The sequence below is a fragment of the Nocardioides sp. URHA0020 genome (assembly GCF_000620705.1).
Taxonomy (GTDB): Bacteria; Actinomycetota; Actinomycetes; order Propionibacteriales; family Nocardioidaceae; genus Nocardioides.
Map to the genome: position 1 here is coordinate 228,824 of NZ_KK211169.1, position 23,284 is coordinate 252,107.

21 protein-coding genes are annotated in these 23,284 nt (G+C 70.8%); 8 read left to right on the forward strand and 13 right to left on the reverse strand.

The features are described from left to right. The first annotated feature begins 82 nt into the window (after positions 1–82). The 3 genes from fusA (at position 83) to ilvA (ending at position 4,846) form a co-directional block, all read left to right on the forward strand. Positions 83–2,194 carry an elongation factor G gene (gene fusA, locus N542_RS0115920; RefSeq protein WP_028644779.1) on the forward strand — a complete coding sequence of 704 codons (2,112 nt, stop codon included), beginning with the start codon at positions 83–85 and terminating at the stop codon, positions 2,192–2,194. Between the two features lie 69 nt (positions 2,195–2,263). Next, the gene (gene tuf / locus N542_RS0115925) at positions 2,264–3,457 is read left to right on the forward strand and encodes an elongation factor Tu (RefSeq protein ID WP_028644780.1); all 1,194 of its coding nucleotides are present in this window, start codon (positions 2,264–2,266) and stop codon (positions 3,455–3,457) included. Positions 3,458–3,589: 132 nt separating this feature from the next. Beyond that, entirely contained in the window at positions 3,590–4,846 is a 1,257-nt protein-coding gene (ilvA, locus tag N542_RS0115930; RefSeq protein ID WP_197025988.1) for a threonine ammonia-lyase IlvA, read from the forward strand. Here ilvA and N542_RS0115935 read toward each other — a convergent pair. Continuing rightward, a complete protein-coding gene (locus N542_RS0115935; protein WP_028644782.1) occupies positions 4,830–6,179 on the reverse strand; it encodes an aspartate aminotransferase family protein in 1,350 nt (449 codons plus the stop codon). The genes ilvA and N542_RS0115935 overlap by 17 nt on opposite strands. 17 nt (positions 6,180–6,196) lie before the next feature. On the opposite strand from N542_RS0115935, the gene trmB reads away from it, so the two are divergent. After that, the gene (gene trmB, locus N542_RS0115940; RefSeq protein WP_231482698.1) at positions 6,197–6,922 is read left to right on the forward strand and encodes a tRNA (guanosine(46)-N7)-methyltransferase TrmB; all 726 of its coding nucleotides are present in this window, start codon (positions 6,197–6,199) and stop codon (positions 6,920–6,922) included. On the opposite strand, the gene N542_RS0115945 is transcribed toward trmB, so the two are convergent. Continuing rightward, positions 6,894–7,925, reverse strand: a complete 1,032-nt coding sequence (locus tag N542_RS0115945; RefSeq protein ID WP_028644784.1) for a LacI family DNA-binding transcriptional regulator — start codon at positions 7,923–7,925, stop codon at positions 6,894–6,896. The genes trmB and N542_RS0115945 overlap by 29 nt on opposite strands. 47 nt (positions 7,926–7,972) lie before the next feature. On the opposite strand from N542_RS0115945, the gene N542_RS0115950 reads away from it, so the two are divergent. After that, a complete protein-coding gene (locus tag N542_RS0115950; protein ID WP_028644785.1) occupies positions 7,973–9,346 on the forward strand; it encodes a GH1 family beta-glucosidase in 1,374 nt (457 codons plus the stop codon). 20 nt (positions 9,347–9,366) lie between these two features. Here N542_RS0115950 and N542_RS0115955 read toward each other — a convergent pair whose 3' ends face one another. The 4 genes from N542_RS0115955 to N542_RS0115970 all read right to left on the reverse strand — a co-directional run bounded on the left by N542_RS0115955 (position 9,367) and on the right by N542_RS0115970 (position 13,990). Beyond that, on the reverse strand, positions 9,367–10,293 hold the full coding sequence (locus N542_RS0115955; RefSeq protein WP_028644786.1) for a carbohydrate ABC transporter permease: 927 nt from the start codon (positions 10,291–10,293) through the stop codon (positions 9,367–9,369). Next, on the reverse strand, positions 10,290–11,252 hold the full coding sequence (locus N542_RS0115960; RefSeq protein WP_028644787.1) for a carbohydrate ABC transporter permease: 963 nt from the start codon (positions 11,250–11,252) through the stop codon (positions 10,290–10,292). Before N542_RS0115960 ends, N542_RS0115955 begins: the two co-directional genes overlap by 4 nt. Positions 11,253–11,425: 173 nt before the next feature. Next, positions 11,426–12,778, reverse strand: coding sequence for an ABC transporter substrate-binding protein (locus N542_RS0115965; protein ID WP_231482701.1), 1,353 nt, complete (start codon positions 12,776–12,778; stop codon positions 11,426–11,428). 402 nt (positions 12,779–13,180) lie between these two features. Next, a complete protein-coding gene (locus N542_RS0115970) occupies positions 13,181–13,990 on the reverse strand; it encodes an RDD family protein (protein WP_036508393.1) in 810 nt (269 codons plus the stop codon). 23 nt (positions 13,991–14,013) lie between these two features. Here N542_RS0115970 and N542_RS0115975 point away from each other — a divergent pair, with 23 nt between their 5' ends. Beyond that, positions 14,014–15,009, forward strand: a complete 996-nt coding sequence (locus tag N542_RS0115975; protein ID WP_028644790.1) for a stage II sporulation protein M — start codon at positions 14,014–14,016, stop codon at positions 15,007–15,009. 37 nt (positions 15,010–15,046) lie between these two features. Here the strand turns inward: N542_RS0115975 and N542_RS0115980 are convergent, their stop codons facing one another. From N542_RS0115980 to N542_RS0116010, 7 genes are read right to left on the reverse strand one after another with little or no spacing between them, the layout of a single operon-like run. Further along, on the reverse strand, positions 15,047–16,333 hold the full coding sequence (locus tag N542_RS0115980; RefSeq protein WP_028644791.1) for a DUF58 domain-containing protein: 1,287 nt from the start codon (positions 16,331–16,333) through the stop codon (positions 15,047–15,049). 6 nt (positions 16,334–16,339) lie between these two features. Further along, positions 16,340–17,317, reverse strand: coding sequence for an AAA family ATPase (locus N542_RS0115985; RefSeq protein ID WP_028644792.1), 978 nt, complete (start codon positions 17,315–17,317; stop codon positions 16,340–16,342). Further along, a complete protein-coding gene (locus N542_RS25180; protein WP_036508184.1) occupies positions 17,314–18,459 on the reverse strand; it encodes a DUF4350 domain-containing protein in 1,146 nt (381 codons plus the stop codon). Before N542_RS25180 ends, N542_RS0115985 begins: the two co-directional genes overlap by 4 nt. Beyond that, the gene (locus tag N542_RS26740; RefSeq protein ID WP_051551892.1) at positions 18,456–19,079 is read right to left on the reverse strand and encodes a DUF4129 domain-containing protein; all 624 of its coding nucleotides are present in this window, start codon (positions 19,077–19,079) and stop codon (positions 18,456–18,458) included. The genes N542_RS25180 and N542_RS26740 overlap by 4 nt, the downstream gene beginning before the upstream one ends. Beyond that, the gene (locus tag N542_RS0116000) at positions 19,076–20,176 is read right to left on the reverse strand and encodes a hypothetical protein (protein ID WP_155993139.1); all 1,101 of its coding nucleotides are present in this window, start codon (positions 20,174–20,176) and stop codon (positions 19,076–19,078) included. Before N542_RS0116000 ends, N542_RS26740 begins: the two co-directional genes overlap by 4 nt. A gap of 28 nt (positions 20,177–20,204) precedes the next feature. Continuing rightward, positions 20,205–20,708, reverse strand: a complete 504-nt coding sequence (locus tag N542_RS0116005) for a carboxymuconolactone decarboxylase family protein (RefSeq protein ID WP_028644794.1) — start codon at positions 20,706–20,708, stop codon at positions 20,205–20,207. Next, complete coding sequence (locus tag N542_RS0116010) at positions 20,705–21,847, reverse strand: NAD(P)H-dependent amine dehydrogenase family protein (protein ID WP_081795241.1); 1,143 nt, start codon at positions 21,845–21,847, stop codon at positions 20,705–20,707. The genes N542_RS0116005 and N542_RS0116010 overlap by 4 nt, the downstream gene beginning before the upstream one ends. Before the next feature lie 458 nt (positions 21,848–22,305). Here N542_RS0116010 and rpsJ point away from each other — a divergent pair, with 458 nt between their 5' ends. Then, positions 22,306–22,614, forward strand: coding sequence for a 30S ribosomal protein S10 (rpsJ, locus tag N542_RS0116015; protein ID WP_008360994.1), 309 nt, complete (start codon positions 22,306–22,308; stop codon positions 22,612–22,614). Positions 22,615–22,624: 10 nt separating this feature from the next. Continuing rightward, positions 22,625–23,284, forward strand: a complete 660-nt coding sequence (gene rplC, locus N542_RS0116020) for a 50S ribosomal protein L3 (RefSeq protein WP_028644796.1) — start codon at positions 22,625–22,627, stop codon at positions 23,282–23,284.

Genomic DNA, 23,284 nt, shown 5'->3' on the forward strand with positions numbered 1-23,284 from the left:
CAGGCGACGCTGTGCTCACCCGCATGGCTCGCCTGCGCTCCACCCCGGATTTCCGAACTTCTCTCAAGGGACGCTGACAAACGTGGCAGTCGACATCACCACCGACCTCAACAAGGTCCGCAACATCGGGATCATGGCGCACATCGACGCCGGCAAGACCACCACCACCGAGCGCATCCTCTTCTACACCGGCATCACCTACAAGATCGGTGAGGTCCACGAGGGCGCGGCCACGATGGACTGGATGGAGCAGGAGCAGGAGCGCGGCATCACGATCACGTCCGCCGCGACGACCTGCTGGTGGAAGGACCACCAGATCAACATCATCGACACCCCCGGGCACGTCGACTTCACCGCCGAGGTCGAGCGCTCGCTGCGCGTCCTCGACGGCGCCGTCGCGGTGTTCGACGGCGTTGCCGGTGTCGAGCCGCAGACGATGACCGTGTGGCGCCAGGCCAACAAGTACTCCGTGCCCCGGATGTGCTTCGTCAACAAGCTGGACCGCACCGGTGCCGACTTCTTCCGTTGCGTCGACATGATGGTGGAGCGCCTCAACTCGACTCCGCTGGTGCTGCAGCTGCCGATCGGTGCCGAGGGCGACTTCATCGGCGTCATCGACCTGGTCGGCATGCGCGCCCTCGTGTGGCGCGGCGAGACCACGATCGGCGAGGATTACGCCGTCGAGGAGATCCCGGCCGAGCTGGCCGAGCAGGCCGCGGAGTACCGCGAGAAGCTGCTCGAGACGCTGTCGGACGCCGACGACCAGATCATGGAGAAGTTCCTCGACGAGGGTGACTTCACCGTCGAGGAGCTCGAGGCCGCGATCCGTCGCGCGACCCTCGCCGACAAGCTCAACCCGGTCCTGTGCGGCACGGCGTTCAAGAACAAGGGCGTCCAGCCCCTGCTCGACGCGGTCGTCAAGTACCTCCCGTCGCCGCTCGACATCGACGCGATCATCGGTCACTCGGTCAAGGACGAGAACGAGGAGATCAAGCGCCTCCCGTCCGACGACGAGCCGTTCTCCGGCCTGGCCTACAAGATCGCGACCGACCCGCACCTCGGCAAGCTGATCTACGTCCGGGTCTACTCGGGCAAGCTCGAGGCCGGCTCGACCGTGGTCAACTCGGTCAACGGCCGCAAGGAGCGGATCGGCAAGGTCTACCAGATGCACGCCAACAAGCGTGAGGAGATCGCGTCGGTCGGCGCCGGCCAGATCGTGGCGGTGATGGGTCTCAAGGACACCAAGACCGGCCACACCCTGTCCGACCCGCAGCACCAGGTGATCCTCGAGTCGATGACGTTCCCGGCCCCGGTGATCGAGGTCGCGATCGAGCCCAAGACGAAGAGCGACCAGGAGAAGCTGGGCACCGCGATCCAGCGCCTCTCCGACGAGGACCCCACCTTCACGGTCAAGGCCGACGAGGAGACGGGCCAGACCATCATCGCCGGCATGGGCGAGCTGCACCTGGAGATCCTGGTCGACCGGATGAAGCGCGAGTTCCGCGTGGAGGCCACCGTCGGCAAGCCGCAGGTCGCCTACCGCGAGACCGTCCGCAAGGAGGTCACCAAGCACAGCTACACGCACAAGAAGCAGACCGGTGGCTCGGGTCAGTTCGCGAAGGTCGTCGTCTCGCTCGGTCCCAACATCGACCCCGAGACCGGGACCGGTGCCGGCTACGAGTTCGTGAACGCCGTGTCCGGTGGTCGCGTCCCGCGCGAGTACATCCCGTCGGTCGACCAGGGTGGTCAGGACGCCATGGAGTTCGGCGTCCTCGCCGGCTACCCGATGGTGGACGTGAAGTTCACGCTGGAGGACGGCGCCTACCACGACGTCGACTCGTCCGAGCTCGCGTTCAAGATCGCCGGCAACCAGGCCTTCAAGGAGGCCGCACGCATGGCCAAGCCCGTGCTGCTGGAGCCGATGTTCGCGGTGGAGGTGACGACCCCCGAGTCGTTCCTCGGCACCGTCATCGGTGACATCAACAGCCGGCGCGGCCAGATCCAGGCACAGGAGGAGCGTCACGGTGACATGGTCATCAACGCCCTCGTGCCGCTCTCAGAGATGTTCGGGTACGTTGGCGACCTGAGGTCCAAGACCTCCGGTCAGGCTTCGTACTCGATGGAGTTCGACTCGTACGCCGAGGTTCCCACGAACATCGCCGACGAGATCATCAAGAAGGTTCGCGGCGAGTAACTCTCGTCCGGACCCTCGGCAGCAACACCTTGTACGAGTCAAGTAACAACCCACACAGGAGGAGCCCCAGTGGCTAAGGCGAAGTTCGAGCGGACCAAGCCGCACGTCAACATCGGCACCATCGGTCACATCGACCACGGTAAGACGACGCTGACGGCGGCGATTACCAAGGTGCTGCATGACAAGTACCCGGATCTCAACGCCGCTTCGGCGTTCGACGAGATCGACAAGGCTCCCGAGGAGCGTCAGCGCGGCATCACGATCTCGATCGCGCACGTCGAGTACCAGACCGAGGCGCGTCACTACGCCCACGTCGACTGCCCGGGTCACGCTGACTACATCAAGAACATGATCACCGGCGCGGCCCAGATGGACGGCGCGATCCTCGTGGTCGCCGCCACCGACGGCCCGATGCCGCAGACGCGTGAGCACGTGCTGCTCGCCCGCCAGGTCGGCGTGCCGGCCCTGGTCGTGGCGCTCAACAAGTGCGACATGGTCGACGACGAGGAGCTCATCGAGCTCGTCGAGATGGAGGTGCGCGAGCTCCTCTCCGAGTACGAGTTCGACGGCGACGACATCCCGGTCGTCCGCGTGGCCGCCTTCCCGGCGCTGCAGGGCGACGCCAAGTGGGGCGAGTCGATCCTCGAGCTGATGGCGGCGGTCGACGAGGCCATCCCGACCCCGGCCCGTGAGACCGACAAGCCGTTCCTCATGCCCGTCGAGGACGTCTTCACGATCACCGGTCGTGGCACCGTCATCACCGGTCGCATCGAGCGCGGCATCGTCAAGGTCGGTGAGGAGGTCGAGATCATCGGCATCCGCGAGGTCGCCCAGAAGTCGACCGTCACCGGCGTCGAGATGTTCCGCAAGCTGCTCGACGAGGGCCAGGCCGGCGAGAACGTCGGTCTCCTGCTTCGTGGCACCAAGCGCGAGGACATCGAGCGCGGCATGGTCGTCATCAAGCCGGGCACCACGACCCCGCACACCAACTTCGAGGCCTCGGTCTACATCCTCTCGAAGGAGGAGGGCGGCCGTCACACGCCGTTCTTCAACAACTACCGCCCGCAGTTCTACTTCCGTACGACGGACGTGACCGGCGTCGTGACCCTCCCCGAGGGCACCGAGATGGTCATGCCCGGCGACAACACGGAGATGGTCGTTGAGCTGATCCAGCCCATCGCCATGGACGAGGGCCTGCGTTTCGCGATCCGGGAGGGTGGCCGCACCGTCGGCGCCGGCCGGGTCACCAAGATCACCAAGTGATCCAGCACTGACACGAAGGGCCCCGACAGCCGCACGGCTGTCGGGGCCCTTCTGTCTGTCCTGGCGGCAGGCGCGGTGCTCCCACGGCGGACCGCGCGTCGCGCCACGACCCGGGGCCCGTAGGGTCCCTACGTGCTCGAACGACGACTGGACGCCGCCGCCGTCGAGGCCGCGGCCGAGGTGCTGCGCCCCGTCGTACGCCGCACCGAGCTCGAGCACAGCGACCGGCTCTCCGAGATCGTGGGCGCCACGGTGCTGCTCAAGCGGGAGAACCGGCAGCTGACCCGCTCCTACAAGGTCCGCGGCGCCTACCACCTGATCAGCGGGCTCACCGACGCCGAGCGGGCACGTGGCGTGGTCTGCGCCAGCGCCGGCAACCACGGCCAGGGGCTGGCCTGGAGCTGCGCGCGGCTCGGCGTCCACGGACGCGTCTACGTGCCCGGCAACACGCCCCGGCAGAAGCGTCAGCGCATCCTGGCGCTGGGCCAGGGGCAGGTCGAGCTCATCGTCGAGGGCAGCTCGTACGACGTCGCCGGGGCCGCCGCCCTCGCGGACGCCGAACGCACCGGCGCCGTGTACGTCCCGCCGTTCGACGACCCACGGACCATCGCCGGCCAGGGCACGGTCGCGGTCGAGCTGGCCGAGCAGGCCGGGGAGGCGCTGCACACGGTCATCGCCCCGCTCGGCGGCGGCGGGCTGGTGGCCGGGCTGGCCGTGTGGCTGCGCGAGCGGCACCCGCACGTGCGCATCGTCGGTGTCGAGCCGGAGGGCGCCGCCAGCATGACGGCGGCGCTCGCGGCCGGTGGACCGGTGCTGCTGCCCGAGGTCGACACGTTCGTCGACGGTGCGGCGGTCGGCCGGGTCGGTGCCGTCACCTACCCGCTCGTGCGCGACCTCGTCGACGAGGTCGTCACGATCGGCGCCGGCGCGGTGTGCACGGAGATGCTCGACCTCTACCAGGTCGAGGGCATCATCGCCGAGCCGGCCGGGGCCCTGGCCAGCGCCGCCGTGCGCGCGCTCGCGGGCACCTTCCCGGCCGACGCCGCGGTCGCCTGCATCGTCTCCGGGGGCAACAACGACGTCAGCCGGTACGGCGAGATCGTCGAGCGATCCCTCGTGCACCAGGGCCTGCGGCACTACTTCCTGGTCTCGTTCCCGCAGGAGCCGGGCGCGCTGCGGCACTTCCTCGACGAGGTGCTGGGCGAGGGCGAGGACATCGTGGTCTTCGACTATGTCAAGAAGAACAACCGCGAGACCGGTCCGGCGCTGGTCGGGATCGAGCTGGACGCCGCCGCCGGCCTGCCCGGCCTGCTCGACCGGATGGAGGGCAGCCCGGTCACCATCGAGCGGGTGCCGCCGGGCTCCCCGCTCTTCACGTTCCTGATGTGAGCGCGGCGACCGCCTCGCCGAAGACCTCGGTGTGGCGGTCCACGTCGGCGGCCGTGTGGTGCGGGCTGAAGAGCGCCATGTTGTGGAAGGGCGTCAGCAGCACGCCCCGGTTGAGGCACCACAGGTGCAGCAGCCCCTCGAGCTCCTCGTCGACCGCGGCGGCGGCCGCGGCGCCGTCACGCGGCGGCGGGCAGAACCAGTACTCCGCCCGGCACCCGAGCTGCTGCACGTGCCACGGCAGCCCGTGCTCGGCGATGACCCCGGACACCCCGGTCGCGAAGCGTTCGGCGAGCGGCACCGCGACCGCGAAGTCCTCCGCGCGCAGGCAGGTCGACAGGGTGGCCCGGATCGCGGCAAGCGCGAGGGCGTTGCCCGTCAGCGTGCCGCCCACGCCCGCGACGTCGATCTCGTGGCCCAGCATCGGCCCGGAGAGGCGCTCGGCCACCTCCGCGCTGAGCCCGTACGCCGCGCACGGGATGCCGCCGCCGATCGGCTTGCCCACCACGACGATGTCGGGGTCCAGGCCCCACGCGACGGTGGCGCCGCCCGGCCCGGCGCAGAGGGTGTGGGTCTCGTCGTTGACCAGCAGCACGCCGTGCCGACGGGTGATCTCCCGGACGCCCTCGAGGTAGCCGGGCTCGGGCAGCACGATCCCGATGTTGGTGAGCGCCGGCTCCATGAGCAGGCAGGCGACGTCACCCACCGCGAGCCGGCGATCCAGGGCGTCGAGGTCGTTGAACGGCACGACGGCGGTGGTCTCGGCGACGTCGACCTGCGGGCCCAGAGCGCCGGGCCGGGCGACCACGCGGTCGCCGTCGAGGACGGCCAGGGTCTCGTCGACGGTGCCGTGGTAGCACCAGTCCATCACCGCGATCCGCGGCCGCCCGGTGAGGTAGCGCGCGAAGCGCAGCACGAACCGGTTGGCGTCGGTCGCCGACAGGGCGAGCTGCCAGGTCGGCAGCCCGAAGCGCCGGGCGAGCTCCTCGCCGACCCAGACCGCATCGGCGGACGGCAGCATCGTGGTGATGCCGCGCGCCGCCCGGGCGGTGAGGGCCTCGGTGATCTGGGGAAGCGCGTGCCCCGTCATCGCGCCGGTGTCACCCAGGCAGAGGTCGACGTACTCGAGCCCGTCGACGTCCACCAGCCGGGCGCCGGCCGCCGAGTCGAAGAAGAGCGGGAAGCGGCCGGGCCACCGTGTCATCCACGGCATCGGCACGCCGGCGAGCAGCGGGCCCCTCGCCTGCTCGGCGAGCTCGGCGGAGCGGGGGTGCGCCACGGCGAAGCGTTCCTCCTCCTGGGCGCGCAGGGACGCGATTCGGGTGCGGTCGATCATGTTGGGAAGATATGCCCATGAACGACGACCGCGTCCGACCGGCGCGCCCGCACCACAAGCTGACCGACGACGGTCGGCGGGTGCGGGAGGTCCTGAGCTACTCGCGCCGGGGCAGCCGGTTCACCCCGCGCCAGCAGGCGGCGTGGACGGCGTACGCCGAGCAGTGGTGGCTGCCGGACGACGCCGTCGACGATCCGGGCTTCTCGTTGGCGGGCCTGTTCGGTCGCGTTGCGCCCCTGATCGTGGAGATCGGCTCCGGGATCGGCGAGTCCACCGTCGCCCTCGCCGCGGCACGGCCGGACCACGACGTGGTGGCGTTCGAGGTCTGGCGCCCGGGCGTCGCCGACACGCTCGGCCGGATCGCGGAGGCGGGGCTGACCAACGTGCGCCTGCTGAGCGTGGACGCCGTCTGGTCGATCGAGCACCTCGTCGAGCCCGACAGCCTGGCCGGACTCTGGATCTTCTTCCCGGACCCGTGGCACAAGGCGAAGCACCACAAGCGCCGGCTGGTCACGCCGAGGTTCGCCGGGCTGGCGGCCAGCCGGTTGGCGCCGGGGGCCGAGTGGCGCCTGGCGACCGACTGGGCCGACTACGCCGAGCAGATGGTGGAGGTGCTCGACGCCGAGCCGCTGCTCGCGGGCGGCGTCGTGGACCGGTGGGACGAGCGCCCGCTGACGAAGTTCGAGCGCAAGGGTCTCGCGGTCGACCGCCGGATCACCGACCTCGCCTACGTGCGCGTCTAGGCACGATCGCCGCCGTCGAGCCGCGGACGACCAGCTCGGTCGGCAGGATGACCTGCTCCGGTCGCCAGTCCCCGCCGGTGAGGGCGGCCAGCACCTGGGTCGCGGCCACCCGCCCCTGCTCGTGCACCGGCTGGGCGACCGTCGTCAGGTCGAAGTAGCTGGCCATCTCGTGGTCGTCGATGCCGATCACCGAGACGTCCTCGGGCACCCGGAGACCGAGCTCGCGGGCCGCTCGCAGGGCTCCGATCGCCATCTCGTCGGACGCCGCGAAGATCGCGGTGGGTCGGTCGGCCCGGGAGAGCAGCGCGTGGCCGGCGCGCAGGCCCCCGGAGACGGTGAACTCCCCGTCGGCCTCCAGATCCGGCTCGTGCTGGACGCCCGCCCGCTCGAGGGTGCAGCGGTAGCCGGTGAGCCGGGCCGACGGTGCGGTGAAGTCGAGCACGCCCTCGGTGGCGCCGCCGATGTAGCCGATGCGGGTGTGCCCGAGGCCCAGCAGGTGGCCGGTCGCGGTCGCCGCCGCCTCGTGGTCGTCGATGCGCACGGTCGCCCAGCCGGGCATGTCCGCCCCGATGATGGTGACCGGTCGGCCCAGGACCGACAGCCGCTGGAGCTCGTCGACGCTGGGCTTGAGGCTGAGCACCAGCACGGCGTCGACGCGCTTGGTGAGCAGGCTCGTCTCGAACACCCGGTGCCGCGCCGAGGCGTCGCCCGCCAGGTTGTAGAGGAGCAGGTCGTAGCCGCGCTCGCGCAGCACCTCCTCGGCGCCCTGCACGATGGCGGCGAAGAACCACTGCGTCACCCGGGGGACGATGACGGCGACCGTGCGGGTCTGCCCGCTGGCCAGCCCGGCAGCGCTCGGTGAGGGCACGTAGCCCAGCCGGTGCGCTGACTCGAGCACGCGCTCGCGCGTCTCCGCGGAGACGCCCTGGAGTCCCCGCAGCGCGCGGGAGATCGTCGCGGTGGACATCTCCACGTCGCGGGCCACGTCCTTGATGCTGGTCATTGCGGGAGCGCTCCCACTTTCCGGGCCGAAGGACTACGGTAGTGACCATGACCACGCATCTTCCCGACGGATCCACGCTCGCCTTCGGCGCCGCCACTGCGGCGTACCAGATCGAGGGCGCCCACACCGAGGACGGCCGCGGCCCCTCGATCTGGGACACCTTCGCGCTGAAGCCGGGTGCCACCCGCGACGGCCGCGACGGCTCGGTGGCGTGCGACTCCTACCACCGCTACGAGGAGGACCTCGACCTCGTCGCCGGCCTCAACGCGGGCTGGTACCGCTTCTCGATCGCCTGGCCGCGGATCATCCCGGCGGGCACCGGCGCCGTCGAGACCCGGGGCCTCGACTACTACGACCGGCTGGTGGACGCGGCGCTCGCGCGCGGTGTGCAGCCCACCGCCACGCTCTACCACTGGGACCTGCCGCAGGCCCTCGAGGACCGCGGCGGCTGGCTCGAGCGCAGCACCGCCGAGGCCTTCGCCGACTACGCGATGGTCGTCCATGACCGCCTCGGTGACCGCGTCGACGTCTGGGCAACCCACAACGAGCCGTGGTGTGCGGCCTACCTGGGCTACGCCGCGGGCATCCACGCCCCCGGCCGCAAGGAGGGCGGCGCCGGTCACCGCGCCGCTCACCACCTCAACCTCGCCCACGGGCTCGCCGCCGCACGCCTGCACGAGGCCGGCGTGACGGACCTCGGCATCGTCCACAACCTGGCGCCCTTCTGGCCCGAGACGCCCGAGGCGGCCGGTGCTGCCGACGAGCTCGACGCCGTCCGCAACCGGATCTGGCTGGACCCCCTGGTCGACGGGGCGTACGACGACGAGCTGCTGCGCGTCGCCCCCGAGCTCGCCGACCCGCAGCTCGTCCGCGACGGCGACCTCGCGCTGGTGCACGGCTCCGCCGACTGGCTGGGCGTCAACTACTACACGCCCTTCCGTCCGACGCTCGCCGACCCCACGCTCGCCACGCACCCGGAGGTCGAGGCCTACCCGGGCGTCACCCCGGTGTCGTTCGTCGTGCGGGAGCCGCGCACCGACATCGGGTGGGAGGTCGACGACCTCGGCCTCGAGCAGCTCCTGGTGGACACCCACAAGCGGACCGGCCTGCCGATCATCGTCACCGAGAACGGTGCGGCCTACCCCGACGACACCCTCGTGGAGGGTGCCGCCGGGCACGTCGTGGACGACCAGGACCGGATCGGCTACCTGCGGGGCCACATCGCCGCCACCGAGCGCGCCCGCGCGGCCGGTGCCGACGTGCGCGGCTACATCGTGTGGACCCTGCTCGACAACTTCGAGTGGGCCGAGGGCTACACGAAGACCTTCGGTGTGGTCCACATCGACCCGCAGGACCTCACCCGCACCCCCAAGGCGTCCTACCACTGGCTGGCCGAGCACATCGGCTCCGCTTCGTCCTGATCGCCCGGGGGAGGAGCGGCTCAGCCCTTGACGCTTCCGGCCAGCAGACCACGCACGAAGTAGCGCTGCAGCGACAGGAAGACGATCAGGGGCACGACGAGGGAGACGAAGGCACCGGCGGAGAGCAGGAACCAGTCCTGCCCGCGGGTGCCCGACAGCTCGGCGAGGCGTGCGGTCAGCGGTGACACGTCCGGGCTGCCGCCGCCGAAGACCAGCGCGACGAGCAGGTCGTTCCAGACCCACAGGAACTGGAAGATGCCGAACGCCGCGATCGCGGGCGCCATCAGCGGCAGCATGATCCGGCTGAAGATCTGCACGTGGCCGGCACCGTCGACGCGCGCCGACTCGATGAGCTCACCGGGGATCTGGGACATGAAGTTGTGCAGCAGGTAGATCGCCAGGGGCAGCGCGAAGATCGAGTGCGACAGCCAGATCGTGTAGAAGCCGCCGCCGGGAGCCTCGGCACCCGTCAGGCCGAGCTTCACGTACAGGCTGAGCAGCGGGATCATGGTGACCTGGATCGGCACGATCTGCAGCGCGAAGACCGCTACGAAGAGGAAGTCGCGCCCGGGGAACTTCATCCAGGCGAAGGCGTACGCCGCCATCGTCGCGATGCAGACCGGGATGATGACGGCCGGCAGCGTGATGACGATCGAGTTGACGAAGTACGTCGACAGCGCGGTCGGTCCGTTGAGCACCTGGTCGTAGTTGTCCAGGGTGAACTTCGGGCTGGTGAAGATGGTCCACCAGCCGCTGGAGGTGATGTCCTCCTCGGGCCGGAAGGACGTGATCAGAAGCCCTGCCGTCGGGACCGTCCAGAGGATGGCGATGACGACGGCGACGATCGACGCCCAGGGAGACGTGAGCGCCTTGTGGGCGGTGCTCGAGGCGGTCTCCTTGGCGACGACGGACTCGACGGACATGGCGTTCGGGTCGGCGGTGGTCATCGTGCCTCCAGCTTGCGCATCTGACGGACGTTGTAGATCACGATCGGCATGACCAGGACGAAGATCAGCACCGCGAGCGCGGCGCCGAGGCCCTGGTTGAACGAGCGGAAGCTCTCGACGTAGAACTGGTACGCCAGCACGCTGGTGTCGAAGTTGCCACCAGTCGTCGTACGCACGATGTCGAAGGCCTTGAGCGTCGTGATGCTGATCGTGGTGAGGACGACGATCAGCGACGGGCGGATGCTCGGGATGGTGATCTGTCGGAAGAGCTGCAGCCCGCTGGCGCCGTCGAGGCGAGCGGCCTCGACGATGTCGTCGGGGATCGCCTTGATCGACGCCGAGAGGATCGTCATCGCGAAGCCGGCCTGCACCCAGATCATGATCACGATCAGGAACATCGTGTTCCACGGCTCGTTGAGCAGGAACCGGTAGGTGTCGAAGCCGAGCGCCTTGAGGAAGGCGTTCGCGATGCCGATCTGGGCGTCCGACGTCTGGCGGTAGTCGTAGACGAACTTCCAGATGATCGAGGCGCCGACCAGCGAGATCGCCATCGGCAGGAAGATCAGGGCCTTCGCGAACTTCTCGAACTTCGCGCGGTCGATGAGCACGGCGTAGATCAGGCCGATCGCCGTCGAGGCCAGCGGCACCACGACGACCCAGACCGCGGTGTTGACCAGGACCCTGATCAGCGCGCTGTCGGTGAAGATCGTCTGGTAGTTGTCGAGGCCGACGAACTCGTTGCCCGCTGCGTTGCGGAAGGACTGGTAGATCGTGTCGAGCGCTGGGTAGAGCAGGCCGACGCAGATCAGGAGGACCGCGGGCAGCACGAAGGCTGCGGACTGGATCAGCTCACCTCTGCGGGATCTGAGTCGCTGTGTGAGCAGCAGGATCACCGCGACGACTCCGAAGAAGAGCCCGATCGCGATGAGCATCTGGACGAACTTTTCACCTGTGGACATGACCGGCACTCCCGGAGGCTCGGGCGGCGGAGCGGCGGCTCTCGCGGCCGGGTGGACAAGGAGGATGGTGCCGGGCCGCGCGGCTCACGTCCATGGTGGACGAGGAGCGACGCGCGACCCGGCGGGGTGTGGCTGCCCCCCGGCCGGTCAGCGACCGGCCGGTGGGCGGTCGATCACGGCCAGGACTTCTCGATGTTGTCGAGCGTCTTCTCCGTGCTCTGGTTCTCGCCGATCCAGGCGGTCATTTCCTTCCAGAACGAGCCGGCACCGACAGCACCGGGCATCAGGTCCGAACCGTCGAAGCGGAAGACCGCGTCGGGGTTCTGAAGGATCTCGACCGACGTCTTGTCGATCGGGCTGGCCACGTTGGCGATGTCCAGGTTCTTGTTCGCCGAGACGAAGCCACCGTTCTTGGTGGCCTTGCCCTTCTCGTTGACCCACTCGCCACCGGAGATGTAGGTCATCAGGGCCTGGGTCTCGATCTTGTCCGAGAAGGCCGTCACGAACTCGCCACCGCCGAGGACCGGGTTGCCGAAGTCGGCGCTGATCGGGGGCAGGTAGAACGCGTACGCGTCACCGTTCTCGGAGACGTCGGTGCCCTTGGGCCAGTTGGCAGCGTAGAAGCTGGCCTGGCGGTGCAGGGCGCACTTGCCCTTGAGGATCGGCAGACCCGCGTCGGTGAACTCGGTGCTGGCGATCGACTTCGAGTCGCCGAAGCCACCGTTGACGTAGTCGTCGTTCTTCAGGATCCCACCGACGGTGTCGAGCGCCTTGACGACGGCCGGGTCGTTGAACGGGATCTCGTGGTTGACCCACTTGTCGTAGACGTCCGGGCCGGCGTCGCGCAGGAGCACGTCCTCGAGCCAGTCGGTCGCCGGCCAACCGGTCGCCTCACCGGAGCCGATGCCGGCACACCACGGCTTGATGCCGGAGGCCGCGATCGTGTCGGAGAGGGTGAGCATGTCGGCCCACGTCTTGGGGATCTCCCAGCCCTTCTCCTTGAACATCTTCGGGGAGTACCAGACGAAGGACTTCACGTTGGCGGTCAGCGGCGGGGCGTAGAACTTGCCGTCGACGGTGCCGTACTTCTTCCAGTCCGGGCCGTAGAACTCGTCCACGTTGTCGGACACCGTCTTGGGTGCCTCCTTGACCTTGCCCGTGTCCTCGACGAGGGTCTTGAGCAGACCCGGCTGCGGGACGAACGCGATGTCCGGCGGGTTGCCGCTCTTGACGCGGACGACCAGCTGGGCCTCGAACTCCTTCGAGCCCTCGTAGGCGACCTCCGCACCGGTGCACTCGGTGAACAGCTTGAACGAGTCCTTGTAGGGCTGGTCCTCCGGGGCGACGATCGAGGTGTAGATGCTGACCTTCTTGCCGGTGAGGTCACCGAACTGGGTCAGCTGGGCACACTCGGCCTTGTCCTTGCCCGGCGACGTGCCGCTGGCCTTGCCACCGCCTTCTGAGTCGTCGCCTCCACAGCCGGCGAGGATGAGTCCTCCGCTGACGAGAACGGCAGCGACTGCCATTCCGCGACGCGTGTTGCGTGATCGCATGCGTGCATTCCTCTCTGGGTTATCAGCAGGTCCGTCTAGTCCGCGCGCCTTCAAACCCGCTCCGTCGAGGACGATGCAAACGTTTACGCGCGTGCCCGTCAAGCACCGCCGGTCACGATTCTGTAACGCAGGTCACATTTCAATGGGAACGCTCCCATTCCCGAATGATACCCACGTCACACCGGGTCGCGCCGCAGGATCTCCAGGTTTGTTTCCGGCAGATATCGCCGGTCTGCACCACTGGAGCCGCCGCGGACCATCCGGCGGTGGTCCGAGAACACCGCAGAACTTGCGGCTTCTGCTGTCCTCCGACGGTACCGCGTCGCCGGCCCGGGCTCGTCGTCGACGTGCTGGGCGGTCCTTCCCGGCGGGAGCTCATCGCCGGGCGGCAAGGCGCCGTCGGAGCTCCGCGTCCCGCGCGAGCCGCGCGCTGTCCCGGTCGCGGCGGGCCGCGACCACCGCAGCGAGGAACGCCTCGGGCGGGGTGCCGGGCGGCGGGGGAGGCGCGACGTGCTCGCTCACCTGGGCGGCGAGCCGGGCCCCGATCGACGCGCGCGACGCGGGGTCGATCTGGTGGATCCGCCCGAGGAACTGGCGTACGGCGAGCGCGAGCCCGGTCGGCAGCGAGGCCAGGTCCGCCTGCGCCGCCCAGGTCGCCAGCGGGGGCGGCATCGGCGTCGGCGGCGGGAGGGTGAGACGCACCCGGTCGCGGACGACGTACGTGCCCGCCGCGTAGTCGCCCAGCCGCTTGCCGCGCGGGCTGATCAGCGCGCAGAAGAACGCGGGCCCGCCGAAGAACAGGTAGATCTCGACCACGCCGACCAGCGCCCGCACGAAGGCGTGGTGGAACGAGATCGGTCCGGCGTCGTCACGGACGGTGCGCAGCCCCAGCGCGAGCTTGCCCAGCGACTTGCCGCGCGTCAGCGTCTCGATCGCCGTCGGGAAGACGACCCACGACACGATGAGCGCGGCGAGCACCGCCACCGACAGCAGGGCGTCATCGGTCTGCAGAGCGGCGATCACCAGACCCAGGACCAGGGCGAGCAGGAGCGCGAAGACGACGATCACGTCGATCAGCCCGGAGGCGATCCGGGCGCCGAGGCTGGCGGCCGGCAGGTCCAGCGCGACGGCCTCGCCGGTGACCAGGTCATCGGTGGTGAGCGTCGCGAACTCCGGGGTCGACATCGCGATCATCCTAGGATCACGCCATGGATCTCGACGCGTACGTCGCGGCGCACGTCGCCGAGTGGCGGCGCCTCGAGGAGCTGGCGCGCCGCCGCCGGCTGTCGGGCCCCGAGTCCGACGAGCTGGTCGAGCGCTACCAGCAGGTCGCCACCCACCTGTCGGTCGTCCGTACGTCGGCCCCCGACGGCAGCCTGGTGGCCTACCTGTCGATCGTGCTCTCGCGCGCCCGCAACCGGGCGAGCGGCAGCCGCACCAGCACGTGGCGCGGCGTCCAGCGCTTCTTCGTCGACCGGTTCCCCGCAGCGCTCTACCGCCTGCGCTGGTGGTGGATGGGGACGCTGGCGGGCAACGTCGTCGTCACCGGCGTGATGATGCTCTGGCTGCTCGGCCACCCCGACGTCGAGCAGAGCCTGCTCTCGCCCCAGCAGGTTGACCAGCTCGTCGACAACGACTTCGAGGGCTACTACAGCGAGTACGCCGCCAGCCACTTCGCCGCGCAGGTCTGGGTCAACAACGCCTGGGTCGCCGGCCTGTGCATCGCCCTCGGCGTGCTCGGCGTGCCCGTGATCTACCTGCTCTTCCAGAACATCGCGAACCTCGCGATCATCGGCTCGATCATGATCCGCCACGACCACGGTGCGCACTTCTGGGGCCTGATCCTCCCGCACGGGCTGCTCGAGCTCACCGCGGTCTTCGTCGCGGGCGGCACCGGGCTCAAGCTCTTCTGGTCGTGGGTGGAGCCTCGGGAGCTGACCCGCACCCAGTCCCTCGCCCGCGAGGGCCGCACGGCCGGCGCCGTGGCGCTCGGCCTGGTCGCCGTGCTCCTGGTCAGCGGCATCATCGAGGCGTTCGTGACGCCGTCGCCACTGCCCACCTGGGCCCGGGTCGGCATCGGCATCGTGGCCGAGGCGGCCTTCTTCGGCTACGTCTTCGTGCTCGGCCGCGACGCATACCGCCGCGGCCAGACCGGTGACCTGGACGCCGCGCTCCTGGAGGACCGCGTGGCGACCCAGGCGTGACGGTCCTCGGGGCCGAGGCCGAGGTCGCCCCGCCTCCTCAGAGGAGACCGCGCGCCTTCAGCCCGAGGTAGTGGTCGGCGAGCGCCGGTGGCAGGTCGTCGGCGTCCACGACGTCGACACCGAGCGCGCGGAGCAGCCCGGCGGTGTGTCGTCGCCGACCGATCACCTGCTCCGCCGCGGCCGCGTCGTAGACCTCGTCCAGGCTCTGCCGGGCGTCGGTGAGCTGCTCGAGCTCCGGGTCCCGCACCGACGCGAGCACGACGCGGTGGTGCCGGGTCAGCGCGGCCAGCACGGGCAACAGCCCCTCCTCGACCGCCGAGGGCTCCAGCGGGGTCAGCAGCACGACGAGTGCGCGCTGTCGTCCGAACCCGTTGACCGCACCCGCCAGCGCTCCCCAGTCGGCCTCCGCGATCACCGGGTCGAGGTCGGCCATCACCTGCTGGAGACGGGCCGCGATGTCACGGTTGCCCGAGAAGCGCTGCCGGCTGCGGACCCGGCGGTCCCCGGCGACGAAGTCGACCCGGTCACCGGCCCGCGTCGCGAGCGAGGCCAGCAGCAGGGTGGCATCCATCGCGGAGTCGAGACGGGGGACGTCGCCGACCCGGCCAGCCGACGTGCGCGAGGTGTCCAGCACCAGCACGACGCGCCGGTCCCGCTCGGGCTGCCAGGTGCGGACGACGACGTTGCGGCTGCGCGCGCTGGCCCGCCAGTCGATCGAGCGCACGTCGTCGCCCTGGACGTACTCCCGCAGCGAGTCGAACTCCGTGCCCTGACCGCGGACCCGGATGGCAGCCCGGCCGTCGAGGTCGCGCAGCCGGGCCAGCCTGCTCGGCAGGTGCTTGCGCGAGTCGAAGGGCGGTAGTGCGCGCACGGTGCCCTCGACCTGCCGGGTGCGCTGGCGCGACGCCAGCCGGAGCGGCCCGCTGAGGCGCACGGTCACGCCGACGGCGCGCAGGTCGCCGCGTCGCCGGGGCAGCAGCGCAGTGCCGAGCACGACCCGGTCGCCCGGGGCGAGCGAGATCCGGTGCCGGTTGCCCGTGGCGCCGGCGGTCGGCTGCCACGCGTCCCGTACGACGCCGCGCAGCCGCCGACGCGAGCCCGTGGTCGCCAGGAGCGACGTCGTCGTCGGCTCGCCCAGCCGGACCGTCGCTCCCGCCGACCGCTCGAGGACGAGGGCGGACGGCGTCGGCGCCAGCAGCAGGTCGACGCCGACGAGCAGCAGGACGGCGAGCACCCAGAGCCACATCGTGCCCATCTCCGGGCGCAGCGCGACCGCCACCACTCCCAGCAGGAGCAGCAGCGGGACGCGTCCGGAGATCGACATCGCGACCTACCGGGGGACCGGCACCGAGCCGAGCGCGGAGGCCAGCACCTGCGCGACCTCCACGCCCTCGAGCTCGGCCTCGGGCCGCAGGCCCAGCCGGTGCACCAGCGTCGCGTGGGCCAGCGCCTTGACGTCGTCCGGGGTCACGAAGTCGCGACCGCTCAGCCACGCCCAGGCCCGGGCCGATCGCAGCAGGGCGGTCGCGCCCCGGGGGCTGACGCCCAGGCTCAGCGACGGCGACTCCCGGGTCGCCCGGGCGATGTCGACGATGTAGCCGGCCACCTCCGGGCTGACCTGCACCTGTCCGACGGCCGCTCGGCCGGCGGCGACGTCCGCCGCCCCGGCCACCGGCCGGACACCGGCACCCGCGACGTCGCGCGGGTCGAACCCGGCCGCGTGCCGACGCAGGATCTCGAGCTCCGCGTTGCGGTCCGGGATCGGCAGCACGACCTTGAGCAGGAACCGGTCGAGCTGGGCCTCGGGGAGCGGATAGGTGCCCTCGTACTCGACGGGGTTCTGCGTGGCCGCCACGAGGAAGGGCTGCGGCAGCGGTCGCGAGACGCCGTCCACCGAGACCTGTCCCTCCTCCATCGCCTCCAGCAGCGCCGACTGGGTCTTGGGTGGCGTCCGGTTGATCTCGTCGGCCAGCAGCAGGCTGGTGAAGATCGGGCCCTCGCGGAAGCTGAGCTCGCCCTGGCGGCTGTCGATGACCATCGAGCCGGTGATGTCGCCGGGCATCAGGTCGGGCGTGAACTGAACCCGTCGGGTGTCCACCGACAGGGCTCCGGCCAGGGTGCGCACGAGCAGCGTCTTGGCGACGCCGGGGACGCCCTCCATCAGCACGTGGCCGCCGCACAGCAGGGCGACGAGCAGGCCGGAGACCGCGGCGTCCTGCCCGACGACGGCCTTCGCGACCTCGCTGCGGACGGCGGCGAGGCGCTCGCGCGCCTCCTGCCCGCTGATGGGTTCGGTGGTCTCGGTCATGGGCGGCGTACCTCTCTGTCGAGCTCGGCCAGCTGGTCGGCCAGGGTGATCAGGTCGTGGTCGGTGGCGGGGGCCGCGGCGTGGGGACCCAGCAGGGCGTCGATCTCGGCGACGGGTCGCCCGGTGTGACGTGCCACGTCGCGGACCAGGGTGTCCGCGTCGGGGGAGGAGCCCGAGCGCAGTCGCTCGGCGGCGCGCACCCGAGCCGCCGAGCGCAGCACGGCGGCGGCGTGGCCACGGTCGCCGGCCTTGCGGTAGAGGCGGCCGCGGCTCCGGGTCGTCTCGATCGCCTTCACGGTCACCGGCAGCGGCTCGATCGCCAGCGCGCCGAGCCGGCGGGCCCGCCACACCAGCAGCGCGATCGTCGCGAGCGCGACCAGCCAGAGCGACGGGCGCAGCCAGTCGGGCAGCAGCGTCGTCAGGCTGACCCCGTCGTCGCCCCGCAGGTCGGCGAGCGACGGGACGTACCAGACCAGCCGGTCCGACCCGCCCAGCAGACGCAGCGCGACGGCCGCGTTGTCGGCCCGCAGCACCTGGTCGTTGCTCAGCGCAGCGCCGGCGCCGAAGAGCTGGAGGCCGGGCCGGGGCGCCACGAGCAGCGAGCCGTCCTGGGTCCGGAAGCACCCGTCGTCCACCGGGAAGATGAGGGCTTGGTCGACGGCGACCGAGAGCCCGGCGTACGACGCGTCGTCGCATCGGGCCCCGACCGGGTCGGCGACCTGTGCAGCGGACGGGAGCGTGTCGACGCCGAGTGCGTCCACCGGGCCGGGCGCCGGGTCGATGACCACGAGGCGCCCGTCCGCGGCGTGCTCGACCATCCGGTCCGTGGTGCTCCGGCCGAGCTGCCCGGTGGAGGTCACGACCACGGTCGTGTCGGCGTCGACCGCGGTGTCCTCCAGCGCGTCGGCGCTGCGCACCACGATCACGTCCACCCCCTGCTCCTCCAGCACCCGCACGACCGCCCGGGCGCCGTACGGTCCGGCGCCGCTGGGCTCGAGATCGCCGTCGAGGCCCGCGCCGTCCCGCCCGGTCAGGAGGACCGAGGTCACCACGGCGGCCACCAGCCCGACCACGACCAGCAGGGCGGAGCGGCTCGGGAGCCGTCTCCCCGTCCGCTCCGGGGCGGCCGCCGGGGCGCTCACCGACGACCCGCCAGGGCGTCGTCGAGCGCCAGCACGTCGGCGGCCTGGTCGTGGGTGGCGGGACGGTCGCCGTACCTGACCGCGTCGAAGAGCGCTGCGCTGCCGGCCACCCGTCCGCGTTGTCCCGGGTACGTCGTCGCGAGGGCGCCCGCCACCTCGTGCGCGGTGGCGCCGGGCCGGTCGTCGAGCCAGCCGCGCTCGACCTGGCGGACGGTGAGAGCACGGAAGCCGTCGACCAGGGCCTCGGCGTTGCGCCCGTCCGCGAGGGCGCGCTCGGCCCTCGCGCGCAGCTCGGCGGCCGTGAGGCTGCTGTCGTCCACGACGGCGCCGGGACGGCCGGCGGCGCGCGGCGTACGGCGTGCTCGCGACAGCAGCCACGCCAGGGCGAGCCCGAGCAGCAGGAAGGCGACGATCGCCGCGAAGGTGGAGAGCGGCGGGGCGCCTCGGGCCCCGTCGAGCAGGCCGTTGAGCGTCCGGTCGAGCCAGTCGAGCGTCACGTCGAACGGGTTGCGGTCGTGGTAGTCCGGGTGCGCCAGCTCGCGACGCAGCAGCGACCGTGCCTCGTCCCCGGAGGGGTCGAGCGGTGGCTCCATGGCCAGCGCCCGCAGCAGGGTGCTCACGACGCGGTGATCCCCGCCCGCGTCATCAGCTCGACGTCGTACGCCTCCTTGCGCATCCGCTGGTCGAGGTACTGCACCGAGGTCACCGCCGCGGTGAAGGGCGCGACGAACGCGGTCGAGAGCACCGTGCCGATCGCGTTGACCACGACCAGCACGAGCACCGCGGTGCCCGGGTCGGAGATCGCGAGGCTCGACACCGGAGCGAGGATGGCGAACGGGACCGTGATGATCTGGGCGGCGACCGCGGTGACGATCACCGTGAGGAGGGCGATGCCGAAGGTGCGCCAGAACTGCCGCCGCGTCAGCCGGTAGCCGCGTCCGATGGCCGCGAGGATGCCGATCCGCTCGATGGCCAGGGCCGCGACGGGGAGGTAGGTCACCCGGATCCACAGCCACCAGGTGAGGGCGACGACGCCTGGGAGGGTGACCACGAACCAGATCAGCGGAGCGACCCAGGACCCGGCCCACCAGATCACCAGCACCGACGCGGCGGCGTAGGCCCCGAGCTCCACGATCCAGATCAGGCCGACGAGCAGCGTGAGACCGACGAGCCGCCACCGCGAGCCCCGGGTCGCGGCCCAGGCCTCGCCCAGGCTGAGCCGACGACCGATCGCCGCGGCGGCCGTGACCTGGGCGATCATCCCGGTGACGAAGATCAGTCCGACGTACTGCAGCACCGAGCCGATGATCGTCGTGCCGTAGACGGCGGCGATCCCGAGCAGGTCGGCGTCGTCGCCGGACGCGTCGTCGGAGAGGTCCAGCACCAGGGTGAGCACGGCGGTGACGACCACCGGGATCGCCATCGCGACGCTGGCCACGATGACCGCCGAGCCGACGGTGGCCTTGGGGTTGAACCGGATGATGCGGAAGGCCGCGTCGTAGATGTCACCGAGCCCGAGCGGTCGCAGCGGCATCGCGCCCGGCCGGTGCGCGGCCCCCAGCATCCCGGGCGCCCACTGCGGAGCCGGAGCGACGGGCGGGTGGCCGGACGGTGGGCCCCACTGCTGCGACGGCGGAGGGGGCGGTGCGGTCCAGCCGGGTGGGGGCGGCTCCACGGCGCCGCCACCGGGCGGCGGGTACGACTCGCTGCCCGACATGGGCACATCCTGTCAGCCCCGGGGATGCTTAGTGCCCGGTCTGCTGCGGTACGGCGTGGCTCGGCAGCTCGCACACGGAGTCGAGCCCGAGCACGTGGTTGAGCCGGCCGAAGGCGAGCCAGGACCCGAGGCACATCGAGATCTCGACGATCTCCCGGTCGGAGTAGTGCGCCTTCATCCGGGTCCAGAAGCCGTCGTCCAGCCCGTGGTGGTCGAGGGCGTAGCGCTCGGCGTACTCCGCCGCGAGTCGGGTGCGGTCGTTTAGGTCCGGGGTCGTGCGCCACTCGGTGACGGCGTCGGCGAACGTGGCCTCGACCGTGGTGCCGTCGCGCTCGGTGCGCCAGTCCTGGCAGAAGAGGCACCCGTTGATCTGCGCGACCCGCAGCCGGGCGGCCTCGAACTCCCGCAGCCCGAGGGTGGTGTGCTCGTAGACGGCGGCGGCGAACGTCGAGGCAGCGACCCCGATGCCGGGCACCATCTCGCCCCAGACGTAGTAGAGGGGGTCCTTGTCCTCGGGCAGGTCGATGATCACGGTGTGCTCCTTCCGATGCGACCGCTCGCGGGAGCGAGAGGTACGTCGAGCCCGTCGTACAGCCCGGGTGCTGCGGTGCGCAGCCAGGGGATGGCGTTGACCAGCCGATTCGCGGCCGTCGCGTTGCCGCCGGCCGCGCGGTTGCCGCCCTCGTCGGTCGCCTCGAGGCTCACCTCGATGCGCGGGCGCCCCTCGATCACGACCTTGTGGGCACCGGCGCCGCCCTCGGGCGGCACGGGCCAGTCGGGGGCGCAGGCCGGCCCGATCCTGGTGACGTGCTCGATCACGATCCGGGGCACGCCGCCGACGATGCCCTGCACCTCGAAGCGGAGCGCACCCTGGGTGCCGGCCTCGAACAGGCCCATCGCGTTGGTGGTGTCGACCTCGAGGGGACGCCGCTCGAGCGTCTCCCGGATCTCGTCGAGCTCGACGCCGAGGGCCCGGGCGATCATCCGCACCTGCCCGCCCCACACCATCGTCGGCACGCCGGGGGACGTCATCGGCGGCTCGTAGTCCATCGGCTGACCCATGCCCACCAGCAGCCGCACGGAGTCCGGCTGGTCGTAGGTCGAGTAGTCGAAGATCTCCTGGCAGCGGACCTCGTCGACGGTGCCCGCCATCGCGCTGACCAGCACCGGCAGCACGTCGTTGCCCCAGCCGGGGTCCACGCCGCTCGCGAAGAGCGCGCTGTCACCTTCCTGTGCCGCAGCGAGCAGCGGGTCCGTCAGCGCCGCGGGTGCGCTGCGGTGGTCGTACAAGGAGTAGAGCGCCGGGGTCACCACGACCGCGCCGTGCCCCAGGCACCGCACCACGTCGGCGGCGGCCTCGTCGGGTCGGACGTCGCCCGACGCCATGTAGGCCACCGCGCCGGCTCCGGCGAGCGTCGCGAGGGCGGCCTCGACGTCGTCGGTCGCGCGTACGCCGAGGAGCCGGTCGAGCCCGGCGAGCTCGCCGGCGTCCCGACCGACCTTGGCGGGAGAGGAGACGACGACCGCGGCGAGCTCGAGCCCCGGGTGGGCGTCGACCGAGCGGATCGAGGCGCGCCCCATGTTGCCGGTGCCCCAGACGACGACCGGGACGGCCGCTGCGCCGGCGCCGTCGCCCGCGGCCGAGAAGTAGAACGCGTTCTCGTTCGGCATGGGGGGACGATAGCGGGAACGTCGGGTGTCCAGAAGACCCTCGCGACGGCCCGGCCTACGCTCCGTCCCGAGGTGCCGACGCCGCGCGCGTGCCTCGTTGCGGGGTGCGGGCCGGCGAATTTGGCGTGGTGGGAGATCTCTGTCAAGATAGTTCGGTTGCCTCGGCGGGTCGCCGGGGTGCACCACAATCTTGACTTCTGAATCGCGTCTCCTGGACAAGCTCAGTGGTCTGGCCTGTGGCCGCACCGAACCGGAGACCCGATCTGCCTGACGAACCGTCGGGCGCCACCAACACCAACAGCGAGATCCCGGTCTCGTGTTGCGCCTCAACCGCGCGACACGCCCGACCGCGGGGGTCGGAGCCGGAGGGGTGGGAAGCAGCAGGGAAAGGGCCGACTCAAGCCGGAGGACGCTCGCAACACGTACGCGGTACAGATCGAGAAGGACGAGAGAGACCTATGGCGGGACAGAAGATCCGCATCAGGCTCAAGGCCTATGACCACGAGGTGATCGACACCTCGGCGCGCAAGATCGTGGACACGGTCACCCGCACGGGTGCCAAGGTCGCCGGCCCGGTGCCGCTGCCGACCGAGAAGAACGTGTACTGCGTCATCCGCTCGCCGCACAAGTACAAGGACTCCCGCGAGCACTTTGAGATGCGCACCCACAAGCGCCTCATCGACATCATCGACCCCACTCCGAAGACGGTTGACTCGCTGATGCGTCTCGACCTTCCCGCCGGTGTGGACATCGAGATCAAGCTCTGAGGTCGAGGACATGACTTTCGAACGCAACATGAAGGGGCTGCTGGGCACCAAGCTCGGCATGACCCAGGTCTGGGACGAGAACAACAAGGTCGTCCCCGTGACGGTCATCGACGCCGGCGCCAACGTCGTCACCCTCGTGCGCACGCCCACCGTCGACGGCTACAACGCCGTCCAGGTGGGCTACGGCGAGATCGAGGGCCGCAAGGTGAACAAGCCGCTGGCCGGCCAGTTCACCAAGGCCGGCACCACGCCGCGTCGCCACCTCGTGGAGATCCGCACCGCCCTCGCGACCGACTACACCGTCGGCCAGGAGCTGCCCGTCGACACCTTCGCCGCTGGCGAGGAGATCGACGTGACCGGCACCAGCAAGGGCAAGGGCTTCGCCGGTGTCATGAAGCTGCACGGCTTCCACGGCGTCTCCGCGTCCCACGGCGCGCACCGCAACCACCGCAAGCCCGGCTCGATCGGCGCCTGCGCAACTCCCGGTCGCGTCTTCAAGGGCACCCGGATGGCTGGTCGCATGGGTTCTGACACCGTCACGACCCAGAACATCACCGTTCACGCTGTCGACGTCGAGAAGGGCCTGATCCTGGTCAAGGGCGCCGTTCCCGGCCCCAAGGGCGGTCTCGTGGTCCTCCGTTCGGCCGCCAAGAAGTCGCAGGAGGTCTGA

Bases quoted from the DNA above. Each gene is read 5' to 3' on its own strand.
- N542_RS0115980 (WP_028644791.1), bottom strand. From the start codon at position 16,333: ATGTCGATCTCCGGACGCGTCCCGCTGCTGCTCCTGCTGGGAGTGGTG.
- N542_RS0116010 (WP_081795241.1), bottom strand. From the start codon at position 21,847: ATGCCGAACGAGAACGCGTTCTACTTCTCGGCCGCGGGCGACGGCGCC.
- N542_RS0115975 (WP_028644790.1), top strand. From the start codon at position 14,014: ATGGATCTCGACGCGTACGTCGCGGCGCACGTCGCCGAGTGGCGGCGC.
- N542_RS0115955 (WP_028644786.1), bottom strand. From the start codon at position 10,293: ATGACCACCGCCGACCCGAACGCCATGTCCGTCGAGTCCGTCGTCGCC.
- N542_RS0115985 (WP_028644792.1), bottom strand. From the start codon at position 17,317: ATGACCGAGACCACCGAACCCATCAGCGGGCAGGAGGCGCGCGAGCGC.
- N542_RS0115935 (WP_028644782.1), bottom strand. From the start codon at position 6,179: ATGATCGACCGCACCCGAATCGCGTCCCTGCGCGCCCAGGAGGAGGAA.
- N542_RS0115950 (WP_028644785.1), top strand. From the start codon at position 7,973: ATGACCACGCATCTTCCCGACGGATCCACGCTCGCCTTCGGCGCCGCC.
- N542_RS0116000 (WP_155993139.1), bottom strand. From the start codon at position 20,176: ATGTCGGGCAGCGAGTCGTACCCGCCGCCCGGTGGCGGCGCCGTGGAG.
- N542_RS0115945 (WP_028644784.1), bottom strand. From the start codon at position 7,925: ATGACCAGCATCAAGGACGTGGCCCGCGACGTGGAGATGTCCACCGCG.
- N542_RS0115970 (WP_036508393.1), bottom strand. From the start codon at position 13,990: ATGTCGACCCCGGAGTTCGCGACGCTCACCACCGATGACCTGGTCACC.
- rplC (WP_028644796.1), top strand. From the start codon at position 22,625: ATGACTTTCGAACGCAACATGAAGGGGCTGCTGGGCACCAAGCTCGGC.
- rpsJ (WP_008360994.1), top strand. From the start codon at position 22,306: ATGGCGGGACAGAAGATCCGCATCAGGCTCAAGGCCTATGACCACGAG.
- N542_RS0115965 (WP_231482701.1), bottom strand. From the start codon at position 12,778: ATGGCAGTCGCTGCCGTTCTCGTCAGCGGAGGACTCATCCTCGCCGGC.
- N542_RS0115960 (WP_028644787.1), bottom strand. From the start codon at position 11,252: ATGTCCACAGGTGAAAAGTTCGTCCAGATGCTCATCGCGATCGGGCTC.
- trmB (WP_231482698.1), top strand. From the start codon at position 6,197: ATGAACGACGACCGCGTCCGACCGGCGCGCCCGCACCACAAGCTGACC.